The 24,905-nt window shown below is 71.9% G+C and carries 19 protein-coding genes and 1 pseudogene; 10 read left to right on the forward strand and 10 right to left on the reverse strand.

The features are described from left to right. Positions 1-4: 4 nt before the first annotated feature. Positions 5-769, reverse strand: a complete 765-nt coding sequence (locus AB0N07_RS22420) for a L,D-transpeptidase family protein (protein ID WP_365837644.1) — start codon at positions 767-769, stop codon at positions 5-7. A 41-nt stretch (positions 770-810) separates the two neighbouring features. Beyond that, positions 811-2,235, reverse strand: coding sequence for a M1 family metallopeptidase (locus AB0N07_RS22425; RefSeq protein ID WP_365837646.1), 1,425 nt, complete (start codon positions 2,233-2,235; stop codon positions 811-813). A 150-nt stretch (positions 2,236-2,385) separates the two neighbouring features. Between AB0N07_RS22425 and AB0N07_RS22430 the strand changes: the two genes are divergently transcribed. Further along, positions 2,386-2,745 carry a DUF488 family protein gene (locus AB0N07_RS22430; protein ID WP_365837648.1) on the forward strand — a complete coding sequence of 120 codons (360 nt, stop codon included), beginning with the start codon at positions 2,386-2,388 and terminating at the stop codon, positions 2,743-2,745. On the opposite strand, the gene AB0N07_RS22435 is transcribed toward AB0N07_RS22430, so the two are convergent. The 5 genes from AB0N07_RS22435 to AB0N07_RS22455 all read right to left on the reverse strand — a co-directional run bounded on the left by AB0N07_RS22435 (position 2,700) and on the right by AB0N07_RS22455 (position 9,150). Then, positions 2,700-4,553 (reverse strand): GMC family oxidoreductase, encoded by a 1,854-nt coding sequence (locus AB0N07_RS22435; protein ID WP_365837650.1) that lies wholly within the window; start codon positions 4,551-4,553, stop codon positions 2,700-2,702. The genes AB0N07_RS22430 and AB0N07_RS22435 overlap by 46 nt on opposite strands. Beyond that, positions 4,550-5,932, reverse strand: a complete 1,383-nt coding sequence (locus AB0N07_RS22440) for a hypothetical protein (RefSeq protein ID WP_365837652.1) — start codon at positions 5,930-5,932, stop codon at positions 4,550-4,552. The genes AB0N07_RS22435 and AB0N07_RS22440 overlap by 4 nt, the downstream gene beginning before the upstream one ends. Further along, the gene (locus tag AB0N07_RS22445; protein ID WP_365837654.1) at positions 5,929-6,615 is read right to left on the reverse strand and encodes a GntR family transcriptional regulator; all 687 of its coding nucleotides are present in this window, start codon (positions 6,613-6,615) and stop codon (positions 5,929-5,931) included. Before AB0N07_RS22445 ends, AB0N07_RS22440 begins: the two co-directional genes overlap by 4 nt. Positions 6,616-6,796: 181 nt before the next feature. Further along, entirely contained in the window at positions 6,797-8,467 is a 1,671-nt protein-coding gene (locus AB0N07_RS22450; protein ID WP_365837656.1) for an FAD-binding dehydrogenase, read from the reverse strand. 56 nt (positions 8,468-8,523) lie between these two features. Further along, positions 8,524-9,150, reverse strand: a complete 627-nt coding sequence (locus AB0N07_RS22455; protein ID WP_365837658.1) for a TetR/AcrR family transcriptional regulator — start codon at positions 9,148-9,150, stop codon at positions 8,524-8,526. Between the two features lie 127 nt (positions 9,151-9,277). Here AB0N07_RS22455 and AB0N07_RS22460 point away from each other — a divergent pair, with 127 nt between their 5' ends. The 3 genes from AB0N07_RS22460 to AB0N07_RS22470 all read left to right on the forward strand — a co-directional run bounded on the left by AB0N07_RS22460 (position 9,278) and on the right by AB0N07_RS22470 (position 12,108). Then, entirely contained in the window at positions 9,278-9,898 is a 621-nt protein-coding gene (locus AB0N07_RS22460; protein ID WP_365837738.1) for an alpha-ketoglutarate-dependent dioxygenase AlkB, read from the forward strand. Positions 9,899-10,084: 186 nt separating this feature from the next. After that, positions 10,085-10,831: an MBL fold metallo-hydrolase gene (locus AB0N07_RS22465; protein ID WP_365837660.1), complete on the forward strand. Its 747-nt coding sequence runs from the start codon at positions 10,085-10,087 to the stop codon at positions 10,829-10,831. A gap of 41 nt (positions 10,832-10,872) precedes the next feature. Continuing rightward, positions 10,873-12,108, forward strand: a complete 1,236-nt coding sequence (locus AB0N07_RS22470) for a DUF4032 domain-containing protein (protein WP_365837662.1) — start codon at positions 10,873-10,875, stop codon at positions 12,106-12,108. 1 nt (position 12,109) lies between these two features. Here the strand turns inward: AB0N07_RS22470 and AB0N07_RS22475 are convergent, their stop codons facing one another. After that, positions 12,110-12,982 carry a universal stress protein gene (locus tag AB0N07_RS22475; RefSeq protein ID WP_365837664.1) on the reverse strand — a complete coding sequence of 291 codons (873 nt, stop codon included), beginning with the start codon at positions 12,980-12,982 and terminating at the stop codon, positions 12,110-12,112. A gap of 67 nt (positions 12,983-13,049) precedes the next feature. Here AB0N07_RS22475 and AB0N07_RS22480 point away from each other — a divergent pair, with 67 nt between their 5' ends. The 5 genes and pseudogenes from AB0N07_RS22480 to AB0N07_RS22500 all read left to right on the forward strand — a co-directional run bounded on the left by AB0N07_RS22480 (position 13,050) and on the right by AB0N07_RS22500 (position 20,097). Next, complete coding sequence (locus AB0N07_RS22480) at positions 13,050-13,397, forward strand: VOC family protein (RefSeq protein WP_365837666.1); 348 nt, start codon at positions 13,050-13,052, stop codon at positions 13,395-13,397. 103 nt (positions 13,398-13,500) lie between these two features. Continuing rightward, positions 13,501-15,176: pseudogene (locus tag AB0N07_RS22485) on the forward strand (FAD-dependent oxidoreductase). Next, complete coding sequence (locus AB0N07_RS22490; protein ID WP_365837668.1) at positions 15,173-16,630, forward strand: ATP-binding protein; 1,458 nt, start codon at positions 15,173-15,175, stop codon at positions 16,628-16,630. Before AB0N07_RS22485 ends, AB0N07_RS22490 begins: the two are co-directional and overlap by 4 nt. Continuing rightward, positions 16,627-16,977, forward strand: a complete 351-nt coding sequence (locus AB0N07_RS22495) for a UBP-type zinc finger domain-containing protein (protein ID WP_365837670.1) — start codon at positions 16,627-16,629, stop codon at positions 16,975-16,977. The genes AB0N07_RS22490 and AB0N07_RS22495 overlap by 4 nt, the downstream gene beginning before the upstream one ends. A gap of 135 nt (positions 16,978-17,112) precedes the next feature. Then, complete coding sequence (locus AB0N07_RS22500) at positions 17,113-20,097, forward strand: AAA family ATPase (RefSeq protein WP_365837672.1); 2,985 nt, start codon at positions 17,113-17,115, stop codon at positions 20,095-20,097. A 2-nt stretch (positions 20,098-20,099) separates the two neighbouring features. Here the strand turns inward: AB0N07_RS22500 and AB0N07_RS22505 are convergent, their stop codons facing one another. Together AB0N07_RS22505 and AB0N07_RS22510 are read right to left on the reverse strand one after the other, a co-directional pair. After that, complete coding sequence (locus AB0N07_RS22505; RefSeq protein WP_365837674.1) at positions 20,100-21,347, reverse strand: SGNH/GDSL hydrolase family protein; 1,248 nt, start codon at positions 21,345-21,347, stop codon at positions 20,100-20,102. A 268-nt stretch (positions 21,348-21,615) separates the two neighbouring features. Then, positions 21,616-23,421, reverse strand: coding sequence for a M4 family metallopeptidase (locus AB0N07_RS22510; RefSeq protein WP_365837676.1), 1,806 nt, complete (start codon positions 23,419-23,421; stop codon positions 21,616-21,618). 247 nt (positions 23,422-23,668) lie between these two features. On the opposite strand from AB0N07_RS22510, the gene AB0N07_RS22515 reads away from it, so the two are divergent. Then, a complete protein-coding gene (locus AB0N07_RS22515) occupies positions 23,669-24,877 on the forward strand; it encodes a serine hydrolase domain-containing protein (protein ID WP_365837678.1) in 1,209 nt (402 codons plus the stop codon). Positions 24,878-24,905: the final 28 nt, after the last annotated feature.

Genomic DNA, 24,905 nt, shown 5'->3' on the forward strand with positions numbered 1-24,905 from the left:
CGCTTCAGCGGGCGAGGGACTTCGCGTCGCCCATGACGACGACGGGGTGAAGGGCGGGATCGAGCATGCGCAGCAGTTCCTTCATGTGCGGCTCCGAGACGCTGATGCAGCCGTGGGTGGGGCCGCCGTGGTCGATGTGGAACCATATGCCGCCGCCGCGGCCCGAGCCGAGGGGACGGGTCCAGTCGAGGGGCGAAGTTCCGGGCCTGCGGTTGTAGTTGATGGCGATCACGTAGTCGAAGGAGCCCGCGAGGGGCTCCCCTTCGAAGCCCGTGCCGGGTGAGGTGAATGCGCCGGAGTGGTGGTACGGCAGCCGGGTGCCGGGATCGCCCAGGAGCCCGCCCGCGTCGGTGAGGCCGTACACGCCGACGGGCGAGCGCAGGTCGCCACCCGTGTGGTGGTCGGACCAGCCCTTGAGCGCGTTGTGCGCGGGCCAGTCCGCGCCCGCCCGCCAGCCGGCCGGGGTGCGTTCGTACACCACGACCGTGGACAGCGGGGAGTTCCTGCCGCGTCCGGTGACGACGACTGCCTGGCGGGCCTCGGCGGGGATCGCAGCCAGTGTCGCCGGCCCCAGGCCGGGCAGGTGCAGCGGGGCGGCCTGGACGGACATCTCGGGCGAGGGCAGGGCGAGGGCGGCAACGTCCGGTGCGCCCGTCGTGGCCGAGGGGGCGCCGGACGGATGGCCCGGCGACGCCACCGCCCCGCCGCCACATCCCGTGAGGAACAGGGACGCGGCGAGCAGGGCGGCACGGGATCTATTCATGATCACGGGTCGACTGTGACCGACACATGTGAGGAACTCGTCAGGTTCTAGGCCTGGTTCGGCTTCCCGGGACTGTACAGCCACGTGGTGAACAGGTGGTTGAGGTCCTTGCCCGACTTCCGCTCCGCGAGGCGGATGAACTGCGCGGTCGTCCCGTGCCCGTCGCGGTGTTCGGCCGCCCAGGCCCGAAGGATGCCGAAGAAGGTGCGGTCACCGACGGCGGTGCGCAGTTCGTGCAGGGCCATGGCGCCGCGCGCGTAGACGGGCGTGTCGAAGATGTTCTTGCCGCTGCCGGGGTCGCCGGGCGGGAACGCCCACAGATGGTCGCTCGCCGGGTGGTGGTAGAGGCCGTCGAAGGTCTTCTGGGCGCTGTCGCCGCCGTGCTGCTCGCTGTACAGCCACTCGGCGTAGGTCGCGAAGCCTTCGTTGAGCCAGATGTCCTTCCAGGAGGTCAGCGACACGGAGTCGCCGAACCACTGGTGGGCGCTCTCGTGGACGAGGGTGCTCAGGCGCGGCGCCGAGTCGTACAGCGGGCGCGACTGGGTCTCCAGCGCGTACCCGACGTTCGGCGCGTGGTCCACGATCGACCCGGCGTTGCGGAACGGGTACGGCCCGAAGAGCTTGCTCTCCCACTCCAGGACGGACGGCAGTTTCTTCAGGACGGGTGCCGCCCGGGACGCCTCGCGCGGGTCGACGGCGTTGTAGACGCGGATGCCGTCGCGGGTGGTGTACTGCTCGACCTTGAACTTCCCGACCGTCGCGGTGGCGAGGTAGGCGGCCATGGGTTCGACCTGGCGCCAGTGGAAGGTGGTGTGCCCGTGCGCGGTCCGCTGCCCGGCCAGGACACCGTTGGCGACGGCGGTGCGGCCTTCCGGGACGGTGACGGTGATGTCGTACGAGGACTTGTCCTTGGGGTGGCTGTTCGCCGGGAACCAGGTCATGGCGCCCTGCGGCTCCCCGGCGACGAAGGCACCGTCGTCGGTCTGTATCCACCCGTCGGCCGAGCCGTCCGGGTCGGTCACCTGCTTCGGGATGCCGCTGTAGGTGACGCCGACGCGGAACTCCTCGCCCTTGCGCAGGGGGCGGGGCGGGGTGACGACGAGTTCCTGGCCGTCGCGGCGGTACTCCGCCCGGTCGTGGTCGACGGTCAGGCCGGTGACCTTCAGCCCCTTGAAGTCGAGGTCGAAACGGGTCAGGTCCTGGGTGGCGCGGGCGGTGAGGACGGCGGCACCGTCGAGGTGACGGCTCGTCGGGTCGTAACGCAGGGTCAGGTCGTAGTGGTCGACGTGGTAGCCGCCGTTGCCGGCGAGCGGGAAGTACGGGTCGCCGGCACCCGAGGCGCCGCCGGTGCCGGCAGTCGCGGGCCCGGCGGCGGCGAGCAGTGCCGCGAGGGCGACCGGAACGGTCGCGGTCAGGGCCTCCCGGCGAAGGACGGTGGTGGGTCTGACGGCGTGTCCGCTGGACTGCCTCACATGCGCTCCCGGGGGTGGCCGATGATCATATGAACCCAGGTTATGGGCAGCACTCCACGGTTTCCTCCTCGATTGGCTCAAGTGATACGGCGTCACCCGGCGCCTGCGCACTACGCTCGACGTCACCCGCCACCCCAGAAAGGCCTGATCGTGAGCGTTCGTGTGCGTCGCGTCTACGAAGCGCCCGAGCCGGGCGACGGTGTACGCATCCTGGTCGACCGGCTGTGGCCGCGCGGCCTGTCCAAGGACGCCGCGCATGTGGACGAGTGGCCCAAGGCCCTCGCCCCGTCGACCGAACTGCGCCGCTGGTACCACGCGGGTGAGGGGTCGTACGAGGAGTTCGCCGAACGTTACGAGGCGGAGCTGGACGCCCCGGAGGCGGCCGAAGTACTCGGCCACGTGCGGGAGTTGGCGGGCAAGGGGTCCGTGACCTTGCTGACCGCGTCCAAGGAGCCCGGGCAGAGTCATGCCGAGGTGCTGCTCCGGCTGCTGGGCTCGCGTTCGAGGTAGGTCTCGGTGACGGCCAGGGCGGCCGCCATGATGCTCAGTTGCGGGTTCACCTCCGGGCAGCCCGGCAGCACGGACGCATCGGTGACCAGGACTCCGTCGACGCCCCGCAGCCGGCCCTCGGCATCGGCCGGCGCCCGCTCGGGGTCGCCGCCCGCGGCGACCGTCCCGGCCGGGTGGAAGGCCGACAGGTGCAGATCACGCGCGGTGATCCCGGCGAGCAGCACGTCGAGTTCCGGGAGGGTGCGGGCACGCGGCGCCCGTGGGATGCCGGTGAGCACCTCCACGGCCCCGGCGGCGAAGAGGATGCGGCCCATGGCGCGTACGGCCGTCCTCAGCCGGGCACCGTCGCGGGGGTCCAGACGGTAGCGGACGAGGGTGCGGCCCCGGCCGAGAACCCGGCCCGAGGGCCGGTCGGCGATCATGGCGCCGAGGACCGCCAGCCGGTCGGCCCCCTCCAGTTCACGGAGCAGGGAACGCCCGAGGCCGGGGAGGACGAAGCTGCTCATGCCGGGCGGGCTCGCGGTCGCCTCGATCAGGATCCCGCGGTCGTGCAACTCCTCGACGCCGGTGCTCTGCAGGACGCCTTCCCAGGAGGTGACCGGTTCCGTGAAGCGGCCGGCGACGCTGGTGGCCGGGTGCACGCTGAGGTTGCGGCCCAGCCGGGGACCGCCCAGGCCGCTGCGGCGCAGCAGCGGCGGGGTCTGCAGGGCGCCCGCGGCCGTGACCACGAGGGGGCTGAGGATCTCCAGTTCGCTGCCGTCCGCCCGGCGGGCCAGGATGCCGGCCGCCTGCGGGGGGCCCGGGCGGTCGCGGTCGAGCAGGATCCGCAACACCCGTGCACCGGTGACGATGCGCGCACCGTGGGCACACGCGTCGGGCAGGACGGACAGTTGCACGCTCTGCTTGGCACCGGTGGGACAGCCCACCACGCACTGGCAGGAGCCCTTGCAGCCCGGTGCGTTGCGACGCAGCGGACCGGCCCGCCAGCCGAGTCGCCCGGCTCCGGCCAGGGCGAGCAGGCCGTTGGCGCCGAGGACGTCGAGGGGCTGGGTGGCGACGTGCAGGGTCCGTTCGATCTCGTCCAGCCGAGCGGGAAAGCCCTCGGCGAGGCGGAAGCCGTGGCGGCTGCTCCAGCGGTCGAGGACATGCTCCGGAGTGCGGTAGCAGGTGCCGGAGTTGACGACGGTGGTGCCGCCGACGGCCCGTCCGACCGGCAGCAGGAGCGGCGGATCACCCAGCGCCGCGGTCGCTCCACCGTCCCGGTACAGATCGGTGAAACGGTCCAGCGGTGCGCGGCGGCCGAAGGAGGCCGTGGTGTGGTGCTCGCCCTCCTCCAGTACGACGACGGTGAGCCCGGCGCGCGCGAGAGTGCGGGCGGCGACGGCTCCTCCGGCGCCCGATCCCACGACGACGGCGTCCGCGGTGGCCCGCGCGGGCCACTCCCCGGCCGGGATGCAGTCCAGGGGCGGATCCTCGGGTGCAAACGGTGCCGGCGGGGCGGGCGTTCGCTCGGTGGCCGCGGCGAGCAGCACGGGGACCTTGAGAAGATCCAGCGCCGGTAGGAGTCCGGGGCGCGTGGCAAGGGAGCCGAGCACCGTCTCGCGCTCGTCGGGAGTGAGGGCGGCCAGGCGGCGCCCGCTGTGCAGGACGGCGTACGCGTCCACGGCGAGCGCGGCGGACTGCACTGCGGCCCGTACGGGCCCGGGCAGCGCGGCCAGGAACGTGTCGAGCCTGCCGGGCACGCGCGCGAGCCACTCCTCGTCCCCGGTGTCGGCGAGCAGGGCGGCGACCAGCCCCCGCCCGGTCACCGGTCCCCCACCTCGGCGTGTGCGGTGCCTCGCAGCGTCCACGAGGCTTCGGTGCGCCAGTGGCCCCACCAGCGCTCCAGCAGGATCTTCGCATCTGCGCTCTCGCTGTTGCGGCACACCGCCGGGGCGCCGTCCGGGTCGCGGTAGTCCAGGACGAGGGTGCGCTCGGCCGGCTGGGTGACCTCGACGCGGATGCGGCGCAGCAGGGTACGGCCGGTCACCGTCCACTCGGGCAGTCCGATGCGGGCACGGAACCGTCCGATGCCGAACAGGCCCGCCGCAGAGCGCTCCGCCCGGCGCGGCCAGGTGCGGTCGCGGTGCCTCAGCCGCAGGAAGACGAGCGGCGGCAGCCGCCGCAGCACGGGCCGCGTGGACACCGCGGCGATCACCTCGAGCACGTCGCCGTCGCCGAGTTCCGCGTGGAGCCAGGCCCAGCGGCGCGCGTTGCCGTGGCCGTGGATACGGGCGGAGGCGCCGGGGGCGCCGCGCAGGGTCAGTGTCTGCTTTCCGTCGCTGAAGGTTCCGTCGTACGTGGCCCGGGCCGCCGGGAGCATGTGGGCGGCGGGGAGCAGGGGGCGCCGCCAGGACCAGCGGGGGAAGGTGAACAGGGGTGCCGCCAGGGGTCGTTCGGCAAGATCCCAGTGGAAGTCGCCGACGCCTCCGGTCAGTCGCCCCGGGGCAACAAAGACGCCGGGGGCTGTGAATCCGTACGTGGGGCTGTTCCAGGAGGCGGGCCCGAAGCGGACGTGGCGGACCTCTCCGTCGGGTGGGAAGGCGGCGGCCCAGCCGTGGGCGTGCGGCGCGGATCCGTCGGCGGGCGAGACCAGTTCGTGGTGGAGCCAGATGCCGGTGCCGGTGGTGGGGTCGGTCAGGGTGGTGTACCAGACCTCGGTGCGGCCGGGACTGCCGTCCCAGCGCGGTGCGAGGTACTGGGCCGGGTCCTCCTGCCGGGGAAAGCGGAAGCTCAGAAGGAAGGGTGCCAGGCCGGTGGTGACGGGGAAACGGAGGGTGCCCCGGCCCACTCGCGCGCTGTCCTCGTACAGCGTGAACGGCAGCACGGTCATCGACCTCACCGGATGACTCGGGGTCACGGACTTCCAGCCGTCCAGGGTCAGGAGACGGCCGTCGGCGGTGAACGTCAGCCGGTAGCGGATGCGGCGGCGGGCGAGCGGCGAGATCTCCAACTCGCCTGAGGCGTCCGGGTCGTCGGCCAGTCCGCTGATGCGCATACGGCCGCCGAGCCGGGCCCGGGTGGTGCGGTGCGGGCGCAGGACCTCGTCGGCCTCGGCCCGCAGGTCGAGGCGGATACGACGAACCGGGTCCCGGCCGTCGAGTTGGACCGTGCCGAGCATGGTCTCCGTGAACGAGGTGCCCCTCACGCCAGTCCCTCCAGCATGATCTGCTCGGTGTCGCGCAGATAGGCGTCGGCGGCCGCGTGGGCCTGGCGGCTGTCGCCGGATGTCACCGCCTCCACCACGGGGGCGAGGCGCCGGTGGGCGGGTCCGGCGTCGGTGAACGGCCCGCGCAGGGCGGCGCGGACGGGGAGGTAGGCGTTGAAGAGGGTGTTGGTGAGCAGGACGTAGACCCGGTTGCCGGTTGCGCGGGCGAGGGCGCGGTGTACCTCGACGTCGGCCAGTTGCACGGCGTCCGCGCTGTCCGCGTCCCGTACGGCTTCCAGGAGGCGGCGCAGTTCGGCGTGGTGGGCACGGGTGGCCCGGGCCGCCGCCCGCTCGGCGATCAACGCGCCCACGGACCGTCGTACTTCGAAGATCTCGCGGACCCATTTCGCGTCGTGCCGCACAAGCATCGGCAGGAGGTCCGCGCCGCCCAGCCGGGCGTAGTCGCGGACCTTGGTGCCGACGCCGTGCCGGGTCTCCAGCAGGCCTGCCTGGACGAGGCGGCCGAAGGCGTGTTTGAGGGTGGTGCGGGTGACGCCGTATCCGTCGGCCAGTTGACGCTCCGGGGGCAGATAACTGCCCGCCGGGTGGCGTCCGGCCAGGATGTCCTCGCGCAGCCGGGCCTCGAGGACGTCCACGATCGTCTCGCGGGGCAGTGCCTCCACGGATGTCTCCTCGCACGGAAGAAGTGGATGAGTGGCTCAGCCACTGAAGCACCGGAGGCGTCCGAGGGTCAATGCCCCTGCGTCGGCCGGTCGTTGACGGAAATGCCGCAGGGGCGGCCGGTTCGTACTCCGGCCGCCCCGGCCTCCCGTCCGTCGGTCAGACGGTCAGGCGGTCCGTCGGTTAGGCGGTCTGCTTCGCCGCCGCCCGGCCGGCTGCCCGCCCGGAGAAGAGGCAGCCGCCGAGGAAGGTGCCCTCCAGGGCGTTGTAGCCGTGCACGCCTCCGCCGCCGAAGCCTGCCACCTCCCCGGCCGCGTAGAGACCGTCGATCGGGTTGCCGTCGGCGCCCAGGGCGCGGGAGTCGAGGTCGGTCTGGATGCCGCCGAGGGTCTTGCGGGTGAGGACGTGGAGTTTGACGCCGATGAGCGGGCCGGCCGCCGGGTCGAGGATGCGGTGCGGGGTGGCGACGCGGCCGAGGCGGTCGCCGATGTAGCGCCGGGCGTTGCGGATGCCCTGGATCTGGGAGTCCTTGCTGTAGGGGTTGCCGACCTGTAGGTCGCGTGCCTCGATCTGGCGGCGCAGGACGTCCGCGTCGAGCAGCGGCTTGTCCGTCAACTCGTTCATCTTGGTGACGAGTTGCTCCAGGGTGGGTGCGGTCACGAAGTCGGCGCCCTTGCGCAGGAAGGCGTCGACCGGGGCCGGGGCGCCCTTGCCCAGGCGGTTCTTCAGGACCGCACCCTTGTCCTTGGCGGTGATGTCCGGGTTCTGCTCGGAGCCCGACAGCGCGAACTCCTTCTCGATGATCTTCTGGGTGAGGACGAACCAGGAGTGGTCGTAGTCCGCGATGTCCGGGGTGGTGCGCAGGTGCTTGAGGGTGCCGAGGGTGTCGTAGCCCGGCAGGCAGGGGTCGGGCAGCCGGCGGCCGAGGGCGTCGAACCAGAGGGAGGACGGGCCGGGCAGGATGCGGATGCCGTGGCCGGGCCAGATCGGGTCCCAGTTCTGCAGACCCTCGGTGTAGTGCCACATGCGGTCGCGGTTGACCAGGCGGACGCCGGCCTCGGCGCTGATGTCGAGCATGCGGCCGTCGACGTACGCGGGGACACCGGTGACCATCTCGGCGGGCGGGGTGCCGAGGCGCTCGGGCCAGTAGCGGCGGACGATGTCGTGGTTGGCGCCGATGCCGCCGGTGGTGACGACGACGGCCTGGGCGGTGAGCTCGAAGTCGCCGATGCGGTCGCGGGTGGAGGCAACGCCCCGGGGCGAGCGGTCTTCGGCGAGTACCGTGCCGCGCACTCCGCGCGCGGCACCCTCCACGATCACCAGCTCGTCGACCTGGTGGCGGTGGTAGAAGGTCAGCAGTCCGTCGCGGGCGGCCTGCTTGGCGTGGTCGACGAACGGCTCCACCACGCCGGTGCCGGTGCCCCACGTGACATGGAAGCGGGGGACGGAGTTGCCGTGTCCGTCGGCCCGCAGGTCGCCGCGTTCGGCCCAGCCGACCGTCGGCAGCAGCTTGATGCCGTGCCCGTCCAGCCAGGACCGCTTCTCGCCCGCCGCCCACTCGACGTAGGCGCGGGCCCAGCGCACCGCCCAGGAGTCCTCGTCGTCGACCCGGTCGAACCCGGCGCTGCCCTGCCAGTCGTTCCAGGCCAGGTCGAAGGAGTCCTTGATGCCCAGACGCCGCTGCTCCGGGGAGTCGACGAGGAACAGCCCGCCGAAGGACCAGAACGCCTGGCCGCCCAGGTTGGCGGCGTTCTCCTGGTCGACCAGCGCGACCCTGCGGCCCCGGCTGGTGAGCTCGTGCGCGGCGACCAGGCCCGCGAGGCCCGCTCCGACGACGATGACGTCCGCATCCATGGCGAGGGTTCCTTTGCTCGTTGGGTGGTCTGATTGAGGGGGCTCGTTCGGAGCTCTCATCGGGAGGTGCTGCTGCCGTCGGTGAGCAGCGCGGTGAGCAGTTGCTTGAGCCAGCCGCGGGCGCCGTCGACGTCCTTGTCCAGCAGCAGTTGGGTGGTGACGCCGTCGTACGCGGCGACCACGGCGTGTGCCGCGCCGTCGATGTCGCCGAGCACGGCGGGCAGTCGGGCGAGGCCCTGCGCGCGGGCGAGCCGGTCGGCGACCGCCTGCCGCAGCCTCGACCGGTGTTCCAGCAGGGTCTCGGCGACCTGTGGATCGCGGGCGGCGTGCACCAGGAAGTCCGTCTTCACCAGCAGCCAGTCCAGGTCGAGGAGCAGCACTTCGGTGACGCGGTCGACGGCGGCGGGCACGTCCAGGTCCGGTCCGTCCAGGGCGAGGGCACCGGAGACCTGGTCCGCGATGAGGTCGGCGCGCTGCCGGTAGAGGGCGAAGAACAGCTCGTCCAGGCTGTCGAAATTGGAGTAGAAGGCGCCCCTGCTGTACCCGGCGGCCTCACAGACCTCCTCGATGGAGACCCGCCCGAAGCCCTTGGCGGCGAACACGGCGAAGGCGGCCTCGAGGAGGTTGGCGCGGGTGCGGACCCGGCGCCTGGTCACGCGTGGGGCCGCTTCCTCCGTCGTCATCTTCGACCTCCGTTCGATACAGGAATGTATCCGATACATCGATGTATCGGAAAGAGGGTCGCCGCCATTCCGGCCTGACATGATAGGAACAGATTTTCGAATACAGGAGTACGCTGAATCTGTGGACATGCACCTCCAGGGCTCGCTCTTCGACCAGACCGACGAGCTGCGTCTCGGCTCCCTCGACGCGATCCGGCGGACGTACCTCGGCCTCGGCGCCTGGATCGACGTCCTGCCCGGGTGGCTCGGCGGCTCGGACGTCCTGTTCGAACAGCTGGCCGCAGAGGTGCCCTGGCGTGCGGAGCGCCGCAAGATGTACGACCAGGTCGTGGACGTACCCCGGCTGCTCGCGTTCTACGGTGCGGGCGACGCACTCCCGCACCCGGTGCTGGACGAGGCTCGCGAGGTCCTGTCCGCGCACTATGCCGACGAGTTGGGCGAGCCGTTCACCACGGCCGGGCTCTGCTACTACCGCGACGGCCGGGACAGTGTCGCCTGGCACGGCGACCGGATCGGGCGCGGCGCCCGCGAGGACACCATGATCGCCATCCTCTCCGTGGGCACGCCCCGCGATCTGCTGCTGCGCCCGATGGGGGGCGGCGAGAGCGTGCGGCGCCCGCTGGGGCACGGCGATCTCATCGTGATGGGCGGCTCCTGCCAGCGGTCCTGGGAGCACTCCGTCCCGAAGACCACCCGCGCTGCGGGACCGCGCATCAGCATCCAGTTCCGCCCGCACGGCGTGCAGTGAGGCGGAGAGGCGGCCGCTTCGGCTGCACGCAGGGGGCTGCCTCCGGCGGACGGTGCCGGAGGCAGCCCTTCCCGTGCCCCTCTCACACAGATGACCCGCAGATTGGCGCGGACCTGCCGCTTCCGGTACGGGCCGGGTCTGCTTTGCTTGTGCCGTCGGGCAGGGACCTCACCACGCGGGGCAATCATGCAGGCAGACGTGCGGCAAGTCGCCGACGGCATTCACCTGGTACACGGCAGCAACACCAACTGGGTGATCCTCACCGAGGGCGACGAGATCACGCTGGTGGACACCGGCTACCTCGGAGACCGGGAGCAGCTGCTCGCCTCGCTGGAGGCGGTGGGCGGCGCACCGGAGGCCGTCGCGGCGGTACTGATCACCCACGCGCACAACGACCATCTGGGCTCCGCCGAGTATCTGCGCTGCACCTACGGCACGCCCGTGTATCTCCACGAGGCCGAAGTGCCGCACGCACGCCGGGAGTTCCTGCAGCAGGTGACCGTCGGGCAGGTCGTGAAGAACAGCTGGCGGCCAGGGGTCCTGCCCTGGTCGGTGCACACCCTGCGCGCCGGCGGCATGGCCCATGTGCCGGTCGCCGCACCCGAGCCCTTCCCGGCGGCGCGCCCGCTGGACCTGCCGGGCCGCCCCGTGCCGGTGCACACGCCCGGCCACACCGACGGCCACGCGGCCTTCCACCTGCCGGACACCGGGGTGCTGATCTCGGGTGACGCCCTGGCCACCGGCCACGCCACCTCGCGGATCCAGGGGCCGCAGCTGCTTCCCGACATGTTCCACCACGAGCGGGCCCGTGCCGTGGCCTCGCTGGACATCCTGGCCGCACTGGACGGCGAGCTGCTGCTGCCGGGGCACGGCCCGGTGCACCGCGGTCCAGTACGTGAAGCGGCACTTCAGGCCAAGGAACGTGCCCTCTAAGGTGAGGTGACGATCACCCGCGAGGCAAGGACACGCACGCCATGGCACTGCAGATCAGCGCGACGAACCCGGAGCACCCCGCGCTCCTGCTGGCCCTGCCCTGGCACCTGCCCCTGGAGGAGTGGCCCGACGAATACCTCGTCCCGCTGCCGCGCGGCATATCCCGCCACGTCGTGCGCTACGCCCGCGCCGGCGACGAGGTGATCGCCGTCAAGGAACTCGCCGAACGGCCCGCCCTGCGCGAGTACGAGCTGCTGCGCGACCTGGACCGGCTCGGCATCCCCGCGGTGGACCCGCTGGCCGTGGTCACCGGACGCACCGGCCAGGACGGCGACCCGCTGGAACCGGTGCTGATCACCCGGCATCTGCGCGGCTCACAGCCGTACCGCTCGATGTTCGAGACGACGATGCGCCCGGCCACCATGCACCGCCTCATGGACGCCCTGGCCGTGCTGCTGGTGCGCCTGCACCTCGCCGGCTTCGCGTGGGGCGACTGCTCGCTGTCCAACACTCTCTTCCGGCGTGACGCGGGCGCCTACGCCGCCTACCTCGTGGACGCCGAGACCGGTGATCTGCATCCCCAGCTCAGCGGCGGGCAGCGCGAGTACGACCTGGATCTCGCCCGCGTGAACATCAGCGGCGAGCTGCTCGACCTGGAGGCCTCGGGGGCGCTGCACCCGTCCGTCGACCCGGTCGAGTTCGGCATGGAGATCTGCGCCCGCTACGGGGACCTGTGGCAGGAGCTCACCCGCACGTCCGTGTACCCGGCGGGCAAGTACCACTACATCGAGCGCCGCATCCGCCGCCTCAACGAACTCGGTTTCGACGTGGCCGAGATGCAGATCCAGCACTCCTCGAACGGGGACACCGTCACCTTCGTCCCCAAGGTCGTCGACGCCGGCCACCACCAGCGCCAACTGCTGCGTCTGACCGGCCTGGACGCGGAGGAGAACCAGGCGCGGCGGCTGCTGAACGACCTGGAGAGCTGGATGGCCACCCAGGACGACTACGCACCCGGCGACCCCCTCGCGGCCCGCCCCGAGGTGCTGGCCCACCGGTGGGTACGGGACGTCTTCCGGCCCACCGTGCGCGCCGTACCCCTCGAACTGCGCGGTGCGATGGACCCGGCGGAGATCTACCACGAACTGCTCGAGCACCGCTGGTACCTGTCCGAGCACGCGCAGCACGACATCGGGCTGGACACGGCGGTCGAGGACTACATCGAGAACGTGCTGCCCAAGGCGCGCGAGACCCTGGAGCCGGTCACCCCGGAGTGACTCAGGCGTGCGGGACCACGGCCACCGGGCAGTCGGCGTGGTGCAGGACGCCGTGCGCAACCGAGCCGATGCGCGCGCCGACGGCCGTGCGGTGCGCGCGCCGGCCGACGACCATCAGCTGGGCCCGCCCGGCCACCGACAGCAGCACCTGGCCCGCACTGCCGATCTCCAGGTGCTCGATCACGTGCACGTCGGGGAAGCGCTCCCGCCAGGGCTGCAGTGCGGCGGCCAGTGCCTTCGCCTCGAACGGTTCCAGGCCCCCTGCCTCGTCCAGGAGGTGCATCGAGCCCGGGCTGTACGCGAACACCGGCGGCAGCGTCCAGGCCCGCACCGCCCGCACGGTGGCGCCGCGGGCGGCCGCCGTCTCGAAGGCGAACCGCAGGGTGTCGGCGCTGTCGTCCGGCTGGCCCTGCTGACCGACGACCACCTCCCGTCCGCCGGCCTCGGCCGCCGGCTGGTCGCCCGCGCGCACGAGCACCACCGGCCGGGTCGCCTCGGCGATCACCTGCTGGCCCACGGAGCCGAGCAGGAAGCCGACGACGGGACCGTGCCCGCGTGAGCCGAGCACCAGCATCTCGGCCTCGGCGGCCGCGTCGAGCAGCGTGTCGACCGTCTCCCCCGCCACGACGTCCGTGGCGACGTCGAGGTCCGGATGGCGCGCGGTGACACTCCGCACGGCCTCGGCCAGCGCGTCCCGCACCCAGCCGGCCTGTGTGCCCGGGTCCGCCGCGTCGATCGCCTCGTGCGGCTGGAAGCGCCAGGCCTGCACCACGCGCAGCGCCAGCCCCCGGCGAACCGCCTCCCGGGCCGCCCAGTGCAGCGCCGCGATGCTCTCCTCGGTTCCGTCGACGCCTGCGGTGATCGGGCGGGTCATGCGGCGGCCTCCCAGTCTCGTGATCAGGTCACTCGGACCCAGTCTTCACTACGCTCCTGCCACGGCCATGGAATGGGAGCAAGTGAACGTCGACGCGGCCGACGCCGTCGCGCTGGGGCGGTGGTGGGCCGAGGCGTTCGGCTGGGTCGTGGTCAACGACGCAGCCGACGAGTTCGAGATCCGGCCCGACAAGGACCGTCTGCCGGGACTGATCTTCGCCCCGGTGCCGGAGGGCAAGACCGTCAAGAACCGCCTGCACCTGGACTTCCGTCCCGACGACCAGGACGCCGAGGTGGCCCGGCTGCTGGCGTCGGGCGCGCGGCGCGTGGACGTCGGACAGGGTGAACAGCCATGGGTGGTACTGGCCGACCCCGAGGGCAACGAGTTCTGCGTGCTCGGCTCACGAGCCGCCTGACTCGTCCCGGAGCGAACCGGGACGATCGAACATACGATGGACGGAGCCGGCGCGGTGACGAGGTCCCCGCGCCGAGCATCCGGCCACTCGGGGTGGGAGACGTATGGCACAGGCGTCCGACGCAGCGCGGACCGTCATCATGACCGTGGACGACGATCCGGGAGTCTCCCGGGCCGTCGCCCGTGATCTGCGGCGACGCTACGGCGAGTCGTACCGGATCGTGCGCGCGGAGTCCGGCGAGTCCGCGCTGGACGCGCTGCGGGAGCTGAAGCTGCGCGGCGACCTGGTGGCCGTGATCCTGGCGGACTACCGCATGCCCCAGATGAACGGCATCGAGTTCCTGGAGCAGGCCCTGGATGTGTATCCGGGTGCCCGGCGGGTGCTGCTGACCGCGTACGCGGACACCGGCGCGGCCATCGACGCGATCAACGTCGTCGACCTGGACCACTATCTGCTCAAGCCCTGGGACCCGCCCGAGGAGAAGCTCTACCCCGTCCTGGACGACCTGCTGGAGGCCTGGCGCTGCAGCGACTTCCGGCCGGTGCCCAGCACCAAGGTGGTCGGGCACCGCTGGTCGGCGCGTTCCTCGGACGTACGGGAGTTCCTGGCCCGCAACCAGGTGCCCTACCGCTGGTACTCGGCGGACGAACCCGAGGGCAGGCGGCTGCTGGCGGCGGCCGGGCAGGACGGGCAGCGGCTGCCGCTCGTGATCACCCGGACGGGACGCCCCTGGTCGAGCCGGAGGCGCCCGAGCTGGCCGCGCGCGTGGGGCTGGCGACCACGCCGGCGGCGGACTTCTACGACCTCGTCGTCATCGGCGGCGGGCCCGCCGGGCTCGGGGCCGCGGTGTACGGGGCCTCGGAGGGGCTGCGGACGGTGCTCGTGGAGCGGTCGGCGACCGGCGGGCAGGCAGGGCAGAGCTCGCGGATCGAGAACTACCTGGGCTTCCCGGACGGCGTGTCGGGGGCGCAGCTGACCGACCGGGCGCGGCGGCAGGCGGCGAAGTTCGGCGCCGAGATCCTCACCGCACGCCAGGTGACGGGACTCGAGGTCAACGGGGCCGCACGGACCGTGCGGTTCTCCGACGGTTCGGCGGTCGCCGCGCACAGCGTGATCCTGGCGACCGGCGTGTCGTACCGGCAGCTCGACGCGCCGGGCTGCAACGACCTGACCGGCTGCGGGGTGTTCTACGGCTCGGCGCTGACCGAGGCGGCCTCCTGCCAGGGCCACGACGTGTACATCGTCGGCGGCGCCAACTCGGCCGGGCAGGCGGCCATGTACCTGTCCCGGGGCGCCAAGTCGGTGACGCTCCTGGTGCGCGGGCCGGACCTGTCCGCGTCGATGTCGTACTACCTGATCCAGCAGATCAACGAGGCGCCCAACATCTCGGTGCGCGCCCGCACGGTCGTCGAATCCGCGCACGGCTCCGGCCGGCTGGAGCAGCTCACCCTGCGCGACACGGAGACCGGCGAGACCGAACTCGTCGACGCGCAGTGGATGTTCGTGTTCATCGGCGCGGCCCCGCTCACCGACTGGCTCGACGGCACGGTGCTGCGTGACGAGCACGGGTTCATCCTGGCCGGGCCCGACCTCACCGCGGACGGGCGGCCGCCGGCGGACTGGGAGCTGGACCGGCCGCCGTACCACCTGGAGACCAACATTCCCGGCGTGTTCGTGGCGGGCGACGCCCGCGCCGAGTCCGCGAAACGGGTCGCGTCCGCCGTCGGAGAGGGAGCCATGGCCGTGATGCTCGTCCACCGGTATCTGGAGCAGTCGTGAGCGGGCAGGTCATGCCCTGCAGCCCGCAGGAAATCGGTTCGCTGTTCCTGTTCGAGAAGCTCACCCCGGAGCAACTCGGACGGCTGTGCAGCAAGGGGCGGGTGGAGCGGTTCGAGGCGGGCCCCGTGTACACCGAGGGCGAGCCCGCCACCTGCTTCTTCGTGATGATCGAGGGTACGGTCGTGCTGTCCCGCAGGGTCGGCGGTGACGACGTCGAGGTGACGCGCACCTCGCAGCCAGGCGTGTACTCGGGGGCCATGCAGGCCTATCTCGGGGACCGGGTCCGGCAGCTGTACAACAACTCCATGCGCGTGACGGAGCAGACGCGGTTCTTCGTGCTGCCCGCGGACACGTTCGCGGCCGTCATGCAGGAGTGGTTCCCGATGGCGGTACATCTGCTGGAAGGGCTGTTCTTCGGTTCGAAGAGCACACAGCAAGCCATCGGGCAGCGGGAACGGCTGCTGGCACTGGGCTCGTTGTCGGCCGGGCTCACCCATGAGCTCAACAACCCGGCGGCGGCGGCGGTGCGGGCCACCGCGACGCTGCGCGAGCGGGTCGCGAAGATGCGGCACAAGCTGGGCGTCATCTCCGCGGGCCCGTATCCGCGCGAGGCCCTGGCGAACCTCATCGAGGTCCAGGAACGCACCGCCGAACTCGTCGCCAAGGCACCGACGTTGAGCCCGCTGGAGGCCGCGGACCGGGAGGACGCCCTCACCGACTGGCTCGACGACCACGGCATCCCGGACGGCTGGCGGCTCGCGCCCACGTTCGTGCAGGCCGGTCTGGACATCGACTGGCTGGACCAGGTGGCGGCGGAGGTGGATCCGGAGATCCTGCCCGGGGCGATCGGCTGGCTCAACTACACGGTCGAGACCGAGCTGTTGATGGACGAGATCGAGGACTCCACGACGCGTATCTCGCACCTGGTCGACGCGGCCAAGCAGTACTCGCAGCTCGACCGGGCCCCGTACCAGAACGCCGACGTCCACGAACTCCTCGACAGCACACTGCTGATGCTCTCGGGCAAGATCGGCTCGCGGATCGAGGTCGTCAAGGACTACGACCGCACCCTGCCGAAGGTCCCGGCCTACCCGGCGGAGCTGAACCAGGTGTGGACCAACCTGATCGACAACGCGGTCCACGCCATCAACAGCACCGGCGGAGCAGGCACCTTGACGGTGCGGACAGCTCTCGATCACGACCGGCTGCTGGTCGAGTTCCGCGACACCGGGCCCGGCGTGCCGCAGGAGATCCGCGGCCGCATCTTCGACCCGTTCTTCACCACCAAGCCGGTGGGCGAGGGCACCGGGCTGGGTCTGGACATCTCCTGGCGGATCGTCGTCAACAAGCACCACGGCACGCTCCAGGTGGAGTCCGAACCCGGGGACACCCGCTTCCAGGTCCTGCTGCCCCTGACCGCCGCGGACGACTACACACCTGAGGAGCCCGCATGACCAGTGTCAACGGAATCGACCCCGGCGTCCCTCCGAGCGGCAGCGGGTGCGTCGAGTGCGACGCGGCCGGCGGCTGGTGGTTCCATCTGCGGCGCTGCGCACAGTGCGGGCACATCGGCTGTTGCGACGACTCACCCGCCAAGCACGCGAGCGCCCACTACCGGGAAACCGGTCACCCGGTGATCCGCAGTTTCGAGCCGGGTGAGAGCTGGTTCTGGAACTTCGACACCAACGAGCTGTACGAGTCAGGACCCGACCTCGCTCCCCCGGTGAGCCATCCCGCGGACCAGCCGGCGCCGGGCCCTGCGGGGCGGGTGCCGGCGAACTGGGCGCAGACGCTGCGCTAGGCGCTCCGCTGAATGAACCGCGCTCTTCCGTCGGGCGTCCGCAGCCGCGTCGTGGCTGGTCGCGCCCGTGCGGCGGAGCCGCACATCGATGCAGCCCCGGGCCACGGTGTCAGTGGCCCGTGCCAGGATGGATCCGTGTCGCAGACCATGTTCACCAGGCCGCTGATCGGCCGGGACGAGGAGATCGCCCGGCTCACCGGAATGCTCGAGCGTGCCCGGGGCGGGGAGGCCCGGGCCGTGCTGCTCGCCGGGGACGCCGGAGTGGGCAAGACCCGGGTGCTGGACGAGGTCGCGGGGCGGGCCGCCCGGGCCGGGATGACGGTCCTCACCGGCCACTGCGTCGACCTCGGTGACGTCGGACTGCCGTATCTGCCGTTCACCGAGATCCTGGGCGCGCTGGCGGCCGACGAGCGGTTCGCGGACGCGCTGGCCCGGCATCCGGTGGTGGCCCGGCTGCGGGGTGCGGGCCCGGACGCGGTGCGGGACGAAGGGGGCCTGCCCACGCGTTCGGACAGTGGCGGAGGGCGGCTGCGGCTGTTCGAGGGCATGGCGGGGCTGCTGGCCGAACTGTCGGAGATCGCTCCGCTGCTGCTGGTCCTGGAGGACCTGCACTGGGCCGACCAGTCCTCCCGGGACCTGCTGCGCTTCCTGCTCAGCCGCGGCATCCTGCAGCGGCCGGCCGGCGGCGCGCCCACGCACCGGCTGGCGGTGTTCGCCTCCTACCGGGCGGACGATCTGCACCGCCGCCACCCCCTGCGCCCGCTCCTGGCCGAGCTGGTACGGCTGCCCGCCGTGGAGCGGCTGGAGCTGCGCCCCATGGCGGATGCCGAGGTGACCCGGCTGGTGCGCGTGCTGCAGGAGCGCCCGCTGCCGGAGGCCACGGTCCGCGGGATCGTCGAGCGCGCCGAGGGCAACGCCTTCTACGCGGAGGAGCTGCTCGCGGCCACGGACACGGAGGCGGGCGGCGTGCCCAGCGGCCTGGCCGACGTCCTCCTCATCCGCATCGAGCAGCTGTCCGACACCGCCCAGCAGGTGCTGCGCACCGCCGCCGTCGCCGGGCGGCGCGTGGAGCACGACCTGTTGCGCGAGGCGGTCGGGCTGCCCGAGGACGAGCTGGAGGCGGCGCTGCGCGAGGCCATCGGCCGCCAGCTCCTGGTTCCCGGTGACGCCGACACCTACGCCTTCCGGCACGCCCTGGCCCGGGAGGCGGTCTACGCGGATCTGCTGCCCGGCGAACGGGCCCGGCTGCACGGCGCGTTCGCCCGGCTGCTCGCCGGACGCGGGCACCCTGCGGAGAGCGCCGCCGAGCGGGCCCACCACTACCGTGAAAGTCATGACCTGGCCGAGGCGCTCGCCGCCTCCCTGGAGGCGGCCGAGCACGCCGACCGGGTGGGTGCACCCGCCGAGGAGCTGCGGCACCTGGAGACCGCCCTCGACCTGTGGGCGTCGGTCGACCCGGCGGCCCGGCCCGCGGGCGACGGCATCGACCGGGTGGCGCTCACACTGCGCGCCTCGGCGGCGGCCGCGCACGCCGGTGAGTCGCACCGGGCGGTGTCCCTCAACCGGGCCGCGCTCGCCGGCATCGGCCAGGACACGGACTTCGAACTCGCCGCCCGGGTCCGGTACACGCTGGCCGGCAATCTGATGAGCGTCGACAGTCTGACGGCCGCGTTCGCCTACAGCAGCGAGGCGCTCGCCATGATCCCCGCCGAGCCGCCGACCCGGACCTGGGTGTGGGCGGCGGCCACGCATGTCATGGCGGCCCGCCACATCGGGGACGACGAGACGGCGCTGCGGGTCGCCCGCCAGGCCCTGGGCGTGGCCGAGCAGCTGCGGGTCGCGGACGCGCAGGCCGACCTGCTCATCTCGCTGGCGATCCTGGAGGGCGGCGGCCGGCGCACCGTCGAGGGCCTTGAGCGGCTGACGGAGGCCCGGGAGCTGGCCCGGCGGGCGGGGAACGCGCCGGTGGAGATGCGCGCCCTGTTCAACCTGGCCGTCGGCTGCTTCGAGGCGGGTGACCTCGAGGGCTGTCTGCCGTGGGTGACCGAGGGTCTGGAGCGCGCCCGGCGGGCCGGTCTGCTGTCGTCGCCGTATCCGCTGGAGATGCGTTATCTCCATCTGCTGACGCTGTACACGCTGGGCCGCTGGGACGAGTGCGTGCGGGCCGCGGCGGCGGATGCGGCCGTGCTGCCCTCGGCAGGCGGCTATGCGATGGGGCCCGCGCTGTATGTGGCTTTGGCCCGCGGGGACATGGGCGCCGTCGAGCGGGCGCGGGTGCTGCTGGAGGGGCCCTTCGACTGGATGGCCACGCTGGTTGCGGGCATCGCGCTGACCGAGGCGGCCGTGCTGCGCGGCGAGCCGGAGACGGCGGTGGAGCGGACCCGGGCGACGGTCGCGGCGCTGACCGACGAGGCGGGCCACCTCCCCTACGCCTCGGTGCGGTTCGCGGCGCTCGCCCTGACGGCGGTCGCCGACGCGGCCATGGAACTGCGCTCGTCCGGCGGCGAGTGGCACCGCTGGAAGGACACCGCGGACGAACTGGTCGAGCTCGCCCGGCAGACGGCCCTGCACGGCGAGGACGGCACCCCGCAGGGGCCCGAGGGGATGGCCTGGCTGGCCCGCGCCGAGGCGGAGTGGCTGCGGGCGGTGTCCGGGCCTGACGCGGCGGCCTGGGAGAAGGCGGTGACCGCGTTCGGCTTCGGAGACGTGTACGAGCGGGTCCGCTGCCAAGTGCGGTTCGCCGAGGCCCTGTTGGCGGCCGAGCGGCGCGAGGAGGCGGACGTGCAGGTCCGCGAGGCGCGAGGGGTGGCCGAGCGGCTCGGCGCGGCGCCCCTGCTGGAGCGTATCGACGGTCTGATACGCCGCGGCCGCCTGGCCACCGCCCCGTCGGACGGGGAGCGCCCCTCGCCGCTGACCGCCCGCGAGCAGGACGTGCTGCGGCTGCTCGCCCGCGGCCGCAGCAACCGGCAGATCGGCGAAGAGCTGTTCATCACCGGCAAGACGGCCAGCGTCCACGTCTCCAACATCCTGGCCAAGCTGGGTGCTTCGAGCCGTACGGAGGCGGTGGCGATCGCCTACCGGCAGGGGCTGATCGCACCGGAGCCGACGGCATCGGGCTGACCTCAGCCGCCGGGGTGCCGGGCGGCGCAGTCGAGGCTCCTCAGGTCGACGGCGTCGGCCAGGGCCCGCATGCCCTTGTCGTTGGGGTGCAGATGGTCGCCACCGTCGAGGACGGGACGGACGTGCTCGGGGTCGTAGGGGCTGCGCAGGACACGATCGAAGTCGATGACGGCGTCGAACTCGCCGCTGCCGCGGATGAATCGGTTCACTTCCCCTCGTACCTTCTCGCCGGCCGGATCCCATTCCGGCCAGCCCTTGTACGGGGCGACGGTCGAGGCGACGACGCACTTGCCGGCCGCGTGCACCCGCTCGACGATCGCGCGGTAGCCAGCGATCAGGTCCTGGGCGGTTACTCCGGTATGGGCCTTGATGTCGTTGACGCCTTCGAAGAGGAAGACGGTGCGGACACCCGGCTGGGAGAGGACATCGCGCTGCAGACGCTTCAGGGCGCTCTGGCCGCCGCCGTCCGCGAGGACCTGGTTGCCGGAGATCCCTTCGTCGGCCACGCCTTTGACGTGGCTGGCGGAGGACCGCAGCCGGCGGGCGAGGTAGTCGGGCCAGCGGCGGTCGAGGTCGGCAGTGGACTGCCGGCCGTCGGTGATGGAGTCGCCGAGCGCCACGACCGCTGCGGTGCCGGCGGGCGGGCGTACGGAGACGGCGTCCAGGTAGAACCAGGAGCCTGTCGTCTGCGTCCAGTGGGCGGCGCCGGCCTCCGCGGTGTGGTCGCCCTCGCTCGTGTAGGACGTCTGCAGGGCCAGCCGGTGACCGGTCGCGGGTCCGGCCGCGTCCGGTGAGTGGATGCTGACGACGAGGTCGGTCGCGGCGGGCAGTCGGCCGGGCAACGGGTCGCTGAGGGCGGTGGCGCCGGCGGGGACGGTGACGGAACGGGCGCCGTCGAAGGTCAGCCGGTGATTGCTGTCGGGGACCAGTCGGGCGCCCTGCTGCCGCAGACCGGCGTAGACACTGTCGAAGGTCACCGGGCGGTCGCCGAAGGCGTTGGAGAGCCGGATCCGCAGATCGCTTCCGGCCGTGCTGGTGTGGACGACGAGCCGGTAGCCGCGGTCTGCGACCGCGTCGTCCATGCGCTCGGCGCTCGCACCCCAGGTGACGACGTCACGGCGGTCCGCGGGTGCTCCCACCACCGTGAACGGGGCCTGATCGTCGGTTGCGTGCACCGGGGTGGCCTGGACGGCACCGGCCAGCAGCAGGAGGGCGCCGAGTCGGCCGGCCCGGGCGAAGCGGGTGTTCACCGGGCGATGTCCTTCCAAGTGACGGAGCCACTCGCCGAGGTTTCCGGGGGACATCGACTCCTCCAGTCAGACGGGCTGCTTCGGGCTCACCTGCGGGGGATACAGCTGTGGGCGGAGGTCGGCAACGGTAGCCGCGTACGCATTGTCGCACTTGAGTTCGGCCACCGCAGTGCAGTGCTGACCGGGCCCCTCAGAAGGGGGTGGATGTGCCGGATCCGGGCGCCCCACCTGACCGGGGCGCCCGGACCGCGCTGTCACCGTTGTGCGGTCAGCGGTGTGCGGCGGGGGTGTTGGCCGAGGTGACGTTCACGGCGGCCCAGGCCTGGTCCACCGTGTTGTACTCCGCGCTGTTGGCACCGTAGAGGTCCTTGGCCGCCTTCAGCGTCGCGTTGCGCGCGTCGTGGAAGTCGGTCGTGGAGACCATGTAGCGGGTCAGGGCGCGGTAGAAGATGGCCGTGGCCTTGGTGCGGCCGATACCCTTGACGGTCGAGCCGTCATACGTCGGCGAGTCGTACTGGACGCCGCCGATCGTCTTCCGGCCGCTGCCCTCGGCGAGCAGGTAGTACGCATGCGAGGAGACGCCCGAGCCGGCGTGCACCTCGGCGTCGTACGCCTCGGGCGCCCAGTAGTCGATGGTGCCCTCGAGCCGGTCGAGCGAGGGGTGGTCGAGGCGGCGCAGGAACTTCTGGGCCAGGCCCATCTTCTCGCCGATGAGGTAGTCCGGCTTGTCCGACGCGTTGTTCGCGAAGAACTCGACGTTGGAGCCGAAGATGTCGGCGAGGGACTCGTTCAGCGCGCCCGGCTCGCCGTACTGGTTGCCCTCCGCGTCGACGCGGGTGGGCTCCAGCTTGGCGGTGGCGTCCACGACGCCGTGGGTCAGCTCGTGACCGGTGACGTCCAGGGCGACCAGCGGCTTCTTGAACGTGTCGCCGTCGCCGTCGCCGTAGAGCATGCAGTCACAGGTCGAGTCCCAGAACGCGTTGCCCACCTTGTTGCCGAAGTGGACCATGGCGTGGGCGCCCTTGCCGTTGTTCTCGATGCCCTTGCGACCGAAGGTCTTCTTGTAGAAGTCCAGGGTCTTGGTGATGCCGTACTGGGCGTCGGCGGCGGCGCTGTTGCGGCTGGTGACCTTGCCGTTGCCGAAGATGTCGCTGGTGGTGGTGATCTTCTGGCCGCGGGCGAAGTTCTCCAGTTCCTGGCCCTTGGCGTCCCGGGTCTCGGTGCCCCAGCGGGTCGGGTCCTTGAGGAGGTAGGTGGTGCGGGCCGTGCGGGTGGTGGTCAGCGGGACCGTGCCGACGAAGAGGGATTTGCCGGTGCCTTGGGCCGTCGACGGATAGCGGGTGGCAGCGGCCGCGGAAGAGGCCGGCGCGGCCGCGAGTCCGGCCGTCTGGGCACCGGCGCCCGTGGCAGGGTCGAGCTTCTCGCCGCGCCCGCGCAGGGTGTCGAGCAGCGCGGGCGAGAGGAACTCGTCGCTGTCGGGCGTGTTGCTGCGCACCTTGCCGGTCATGGCGTCGATGACGACCGTCCGGGAGCCGGCACTCTCGGCGATGCCGCTGTCGCTGACCTGCACCTGGTAGGCGAGGGCGGATGCGCCGTCACGGGCGTCCACGACGAGCTCGGCGGTGCCGGCGTCGCCCTTGGCGGCCGTGGCCGCCTTCTGCTGCGCCTCGGCGGCCGAGAGCCTGGCGGCGGTGGCGGCGGCGGGCTTGACGGTGTGTCCGGCGGCGCGGGTGACACCCGCGTACGTCAGCTGCCTGGTGAGGTGGACGACGAGGTCGCCGCCGAGCACCTGCATGCCCTGGTGCGCCCGGGCGAACCGGACGTGCCGGGCACCCTCCGGGTCGATCATGACGTCCTCGGCCTGCAGTTCGTCGCCCTGGGAGACGCCGGTCGCCGAGGAGTGGGCGAAGGCGGCGGCGCGGGCGGCGGCCACCACGGACGCGGCAGAGGTGCCGGCGGTGGCAGTGGTGTGACCCGTCCCCGTGGTGGTGCCGAAGGCGGTGCCGGCCAGACCCGTGGCGGCCGTCGTCACAGCGACGGCAACCGCCACGCTGCGTATGTGCGGTCTACGCACTGATGAGGGTTCCTTCCTTGCAAGGCGGCCGGGATCACCAACCGCCTTGACGCACGGCGCCGTTGAGCGCCATGGGGGCTGGTCGGGCCCCGGCAAGAAACCCTTTCGGACGAGTCATGTCCATGTAAAGACTAAAATATCGCTTTCCGTGCGATACATGGCAATACTTTGCAAATCCACATCGCTCAGTGATCAGTGGGTGACCAACTGTGCGTCGACTGTGGAGATGTGACGACACGGAAGAAAGTTGCCTCGCGTGAATGTGACTCATCTCGCATCCAAGGGCACGGTCCTGGGAACGGTCGTGCTCTCCCTGCTCGCGGTCCCCTCATATGCCACCTCCACCGCGCCGCTGCCCAAGCCCGACCTGATCGGTCTTCAAAGCCACCTCGTCACCGCGCTGAGACAGGGCGCACCGGGCGCGATCGCCCGGCTCGACGACCACGGCAGGGTCGAAGGGGCCGCCATGGGCGTCGCCGACCGCAGGAGCAGGCGGACGATCAGCCCCGCCGACCGGTTCCGCATCGGCAGTGTCACCAAGACCTTCACGGCCGTCGTGCTGTTGCAGCTGGCCGACGAGGGCAAGCTGAGGCTCGACGCCCCGGTCGACCGGTATCTGCCGGGGCTGCTGCCGGACCGCACGATCACGGTGCGCGAGATTCTGGGCCACCGAAGCGGCCTGTACGACTACACGAACACGATGTTCGCGAAGACGGTCCCCGGCTTCCAGGAGGTCCGCAGCAAGGTCTTCACCTACCGCGAGCTCGTCAAGCGCGCGCTGTGGCACCCGCGCACCAGCGCCCCGGGCGCGTTCTCGTACTCCAACACCAACTTCGTCGTCGCCGGCATGCTCATCGAGAGGCTGACCGGTCACTCCGTACGGACGGAGTACGAGAACCGCATCTTCAAGCCGCTGAAACTGCGCGACACCTTCTACGTCCACCCCGGCACGCAGATTCCCGGCCGCCACGCCAGGGGCTATCTCGCCCCGGACCAGAAGGACGCGCCCCTGGTCGACGCGACCGAGCAGACGATGTCCTGGGCGCAGACCGCGGGCGCGATCATCTCCAGCACGCGGGATCTCAACACCTTCCTCTCCGCCCTGCTCGGCGGCCGGCTGACCTCGCCGGCGCAGCTGCGGCAGATGGAGCGCATGGTGCCGGTCAGCAGCACTCAGGGGTACGGGCTGGGGCTGGGGCGCCGCGACCTGTCCTGCGGGGTCTCGGTGTACGGGCACACGGGCGTCGTCCAGGGCTACTACACGTACGCGTTCGCCACGAAGGACGGCCGCCGCAGCTTCACGGCCGTGGCCACCACGTCCAACAACATTGCCGTGCTCAACACGGTGCAGGGCACCATGGAGTCCGCGTTCTGCGGCAAGCAGGCGAAGGTACGGCGCGCCGCACCGCCCGTCGAGCGCTACGAGGACATCGCTCCCGGCATCGCCCGGGACTGAGCCGGCGGGGAACCGGGCCGCCCCGGTG

It is taken from the genome of Streptomyces sp. NPDC051172 (genome assembly GCF_040682555.1).
Classification (GTDB): domain Bacteria; phylum Actinomycetota; class Actinomycetes; order Streptomycetales; family Streptomycetaceae; genus Streptomyces.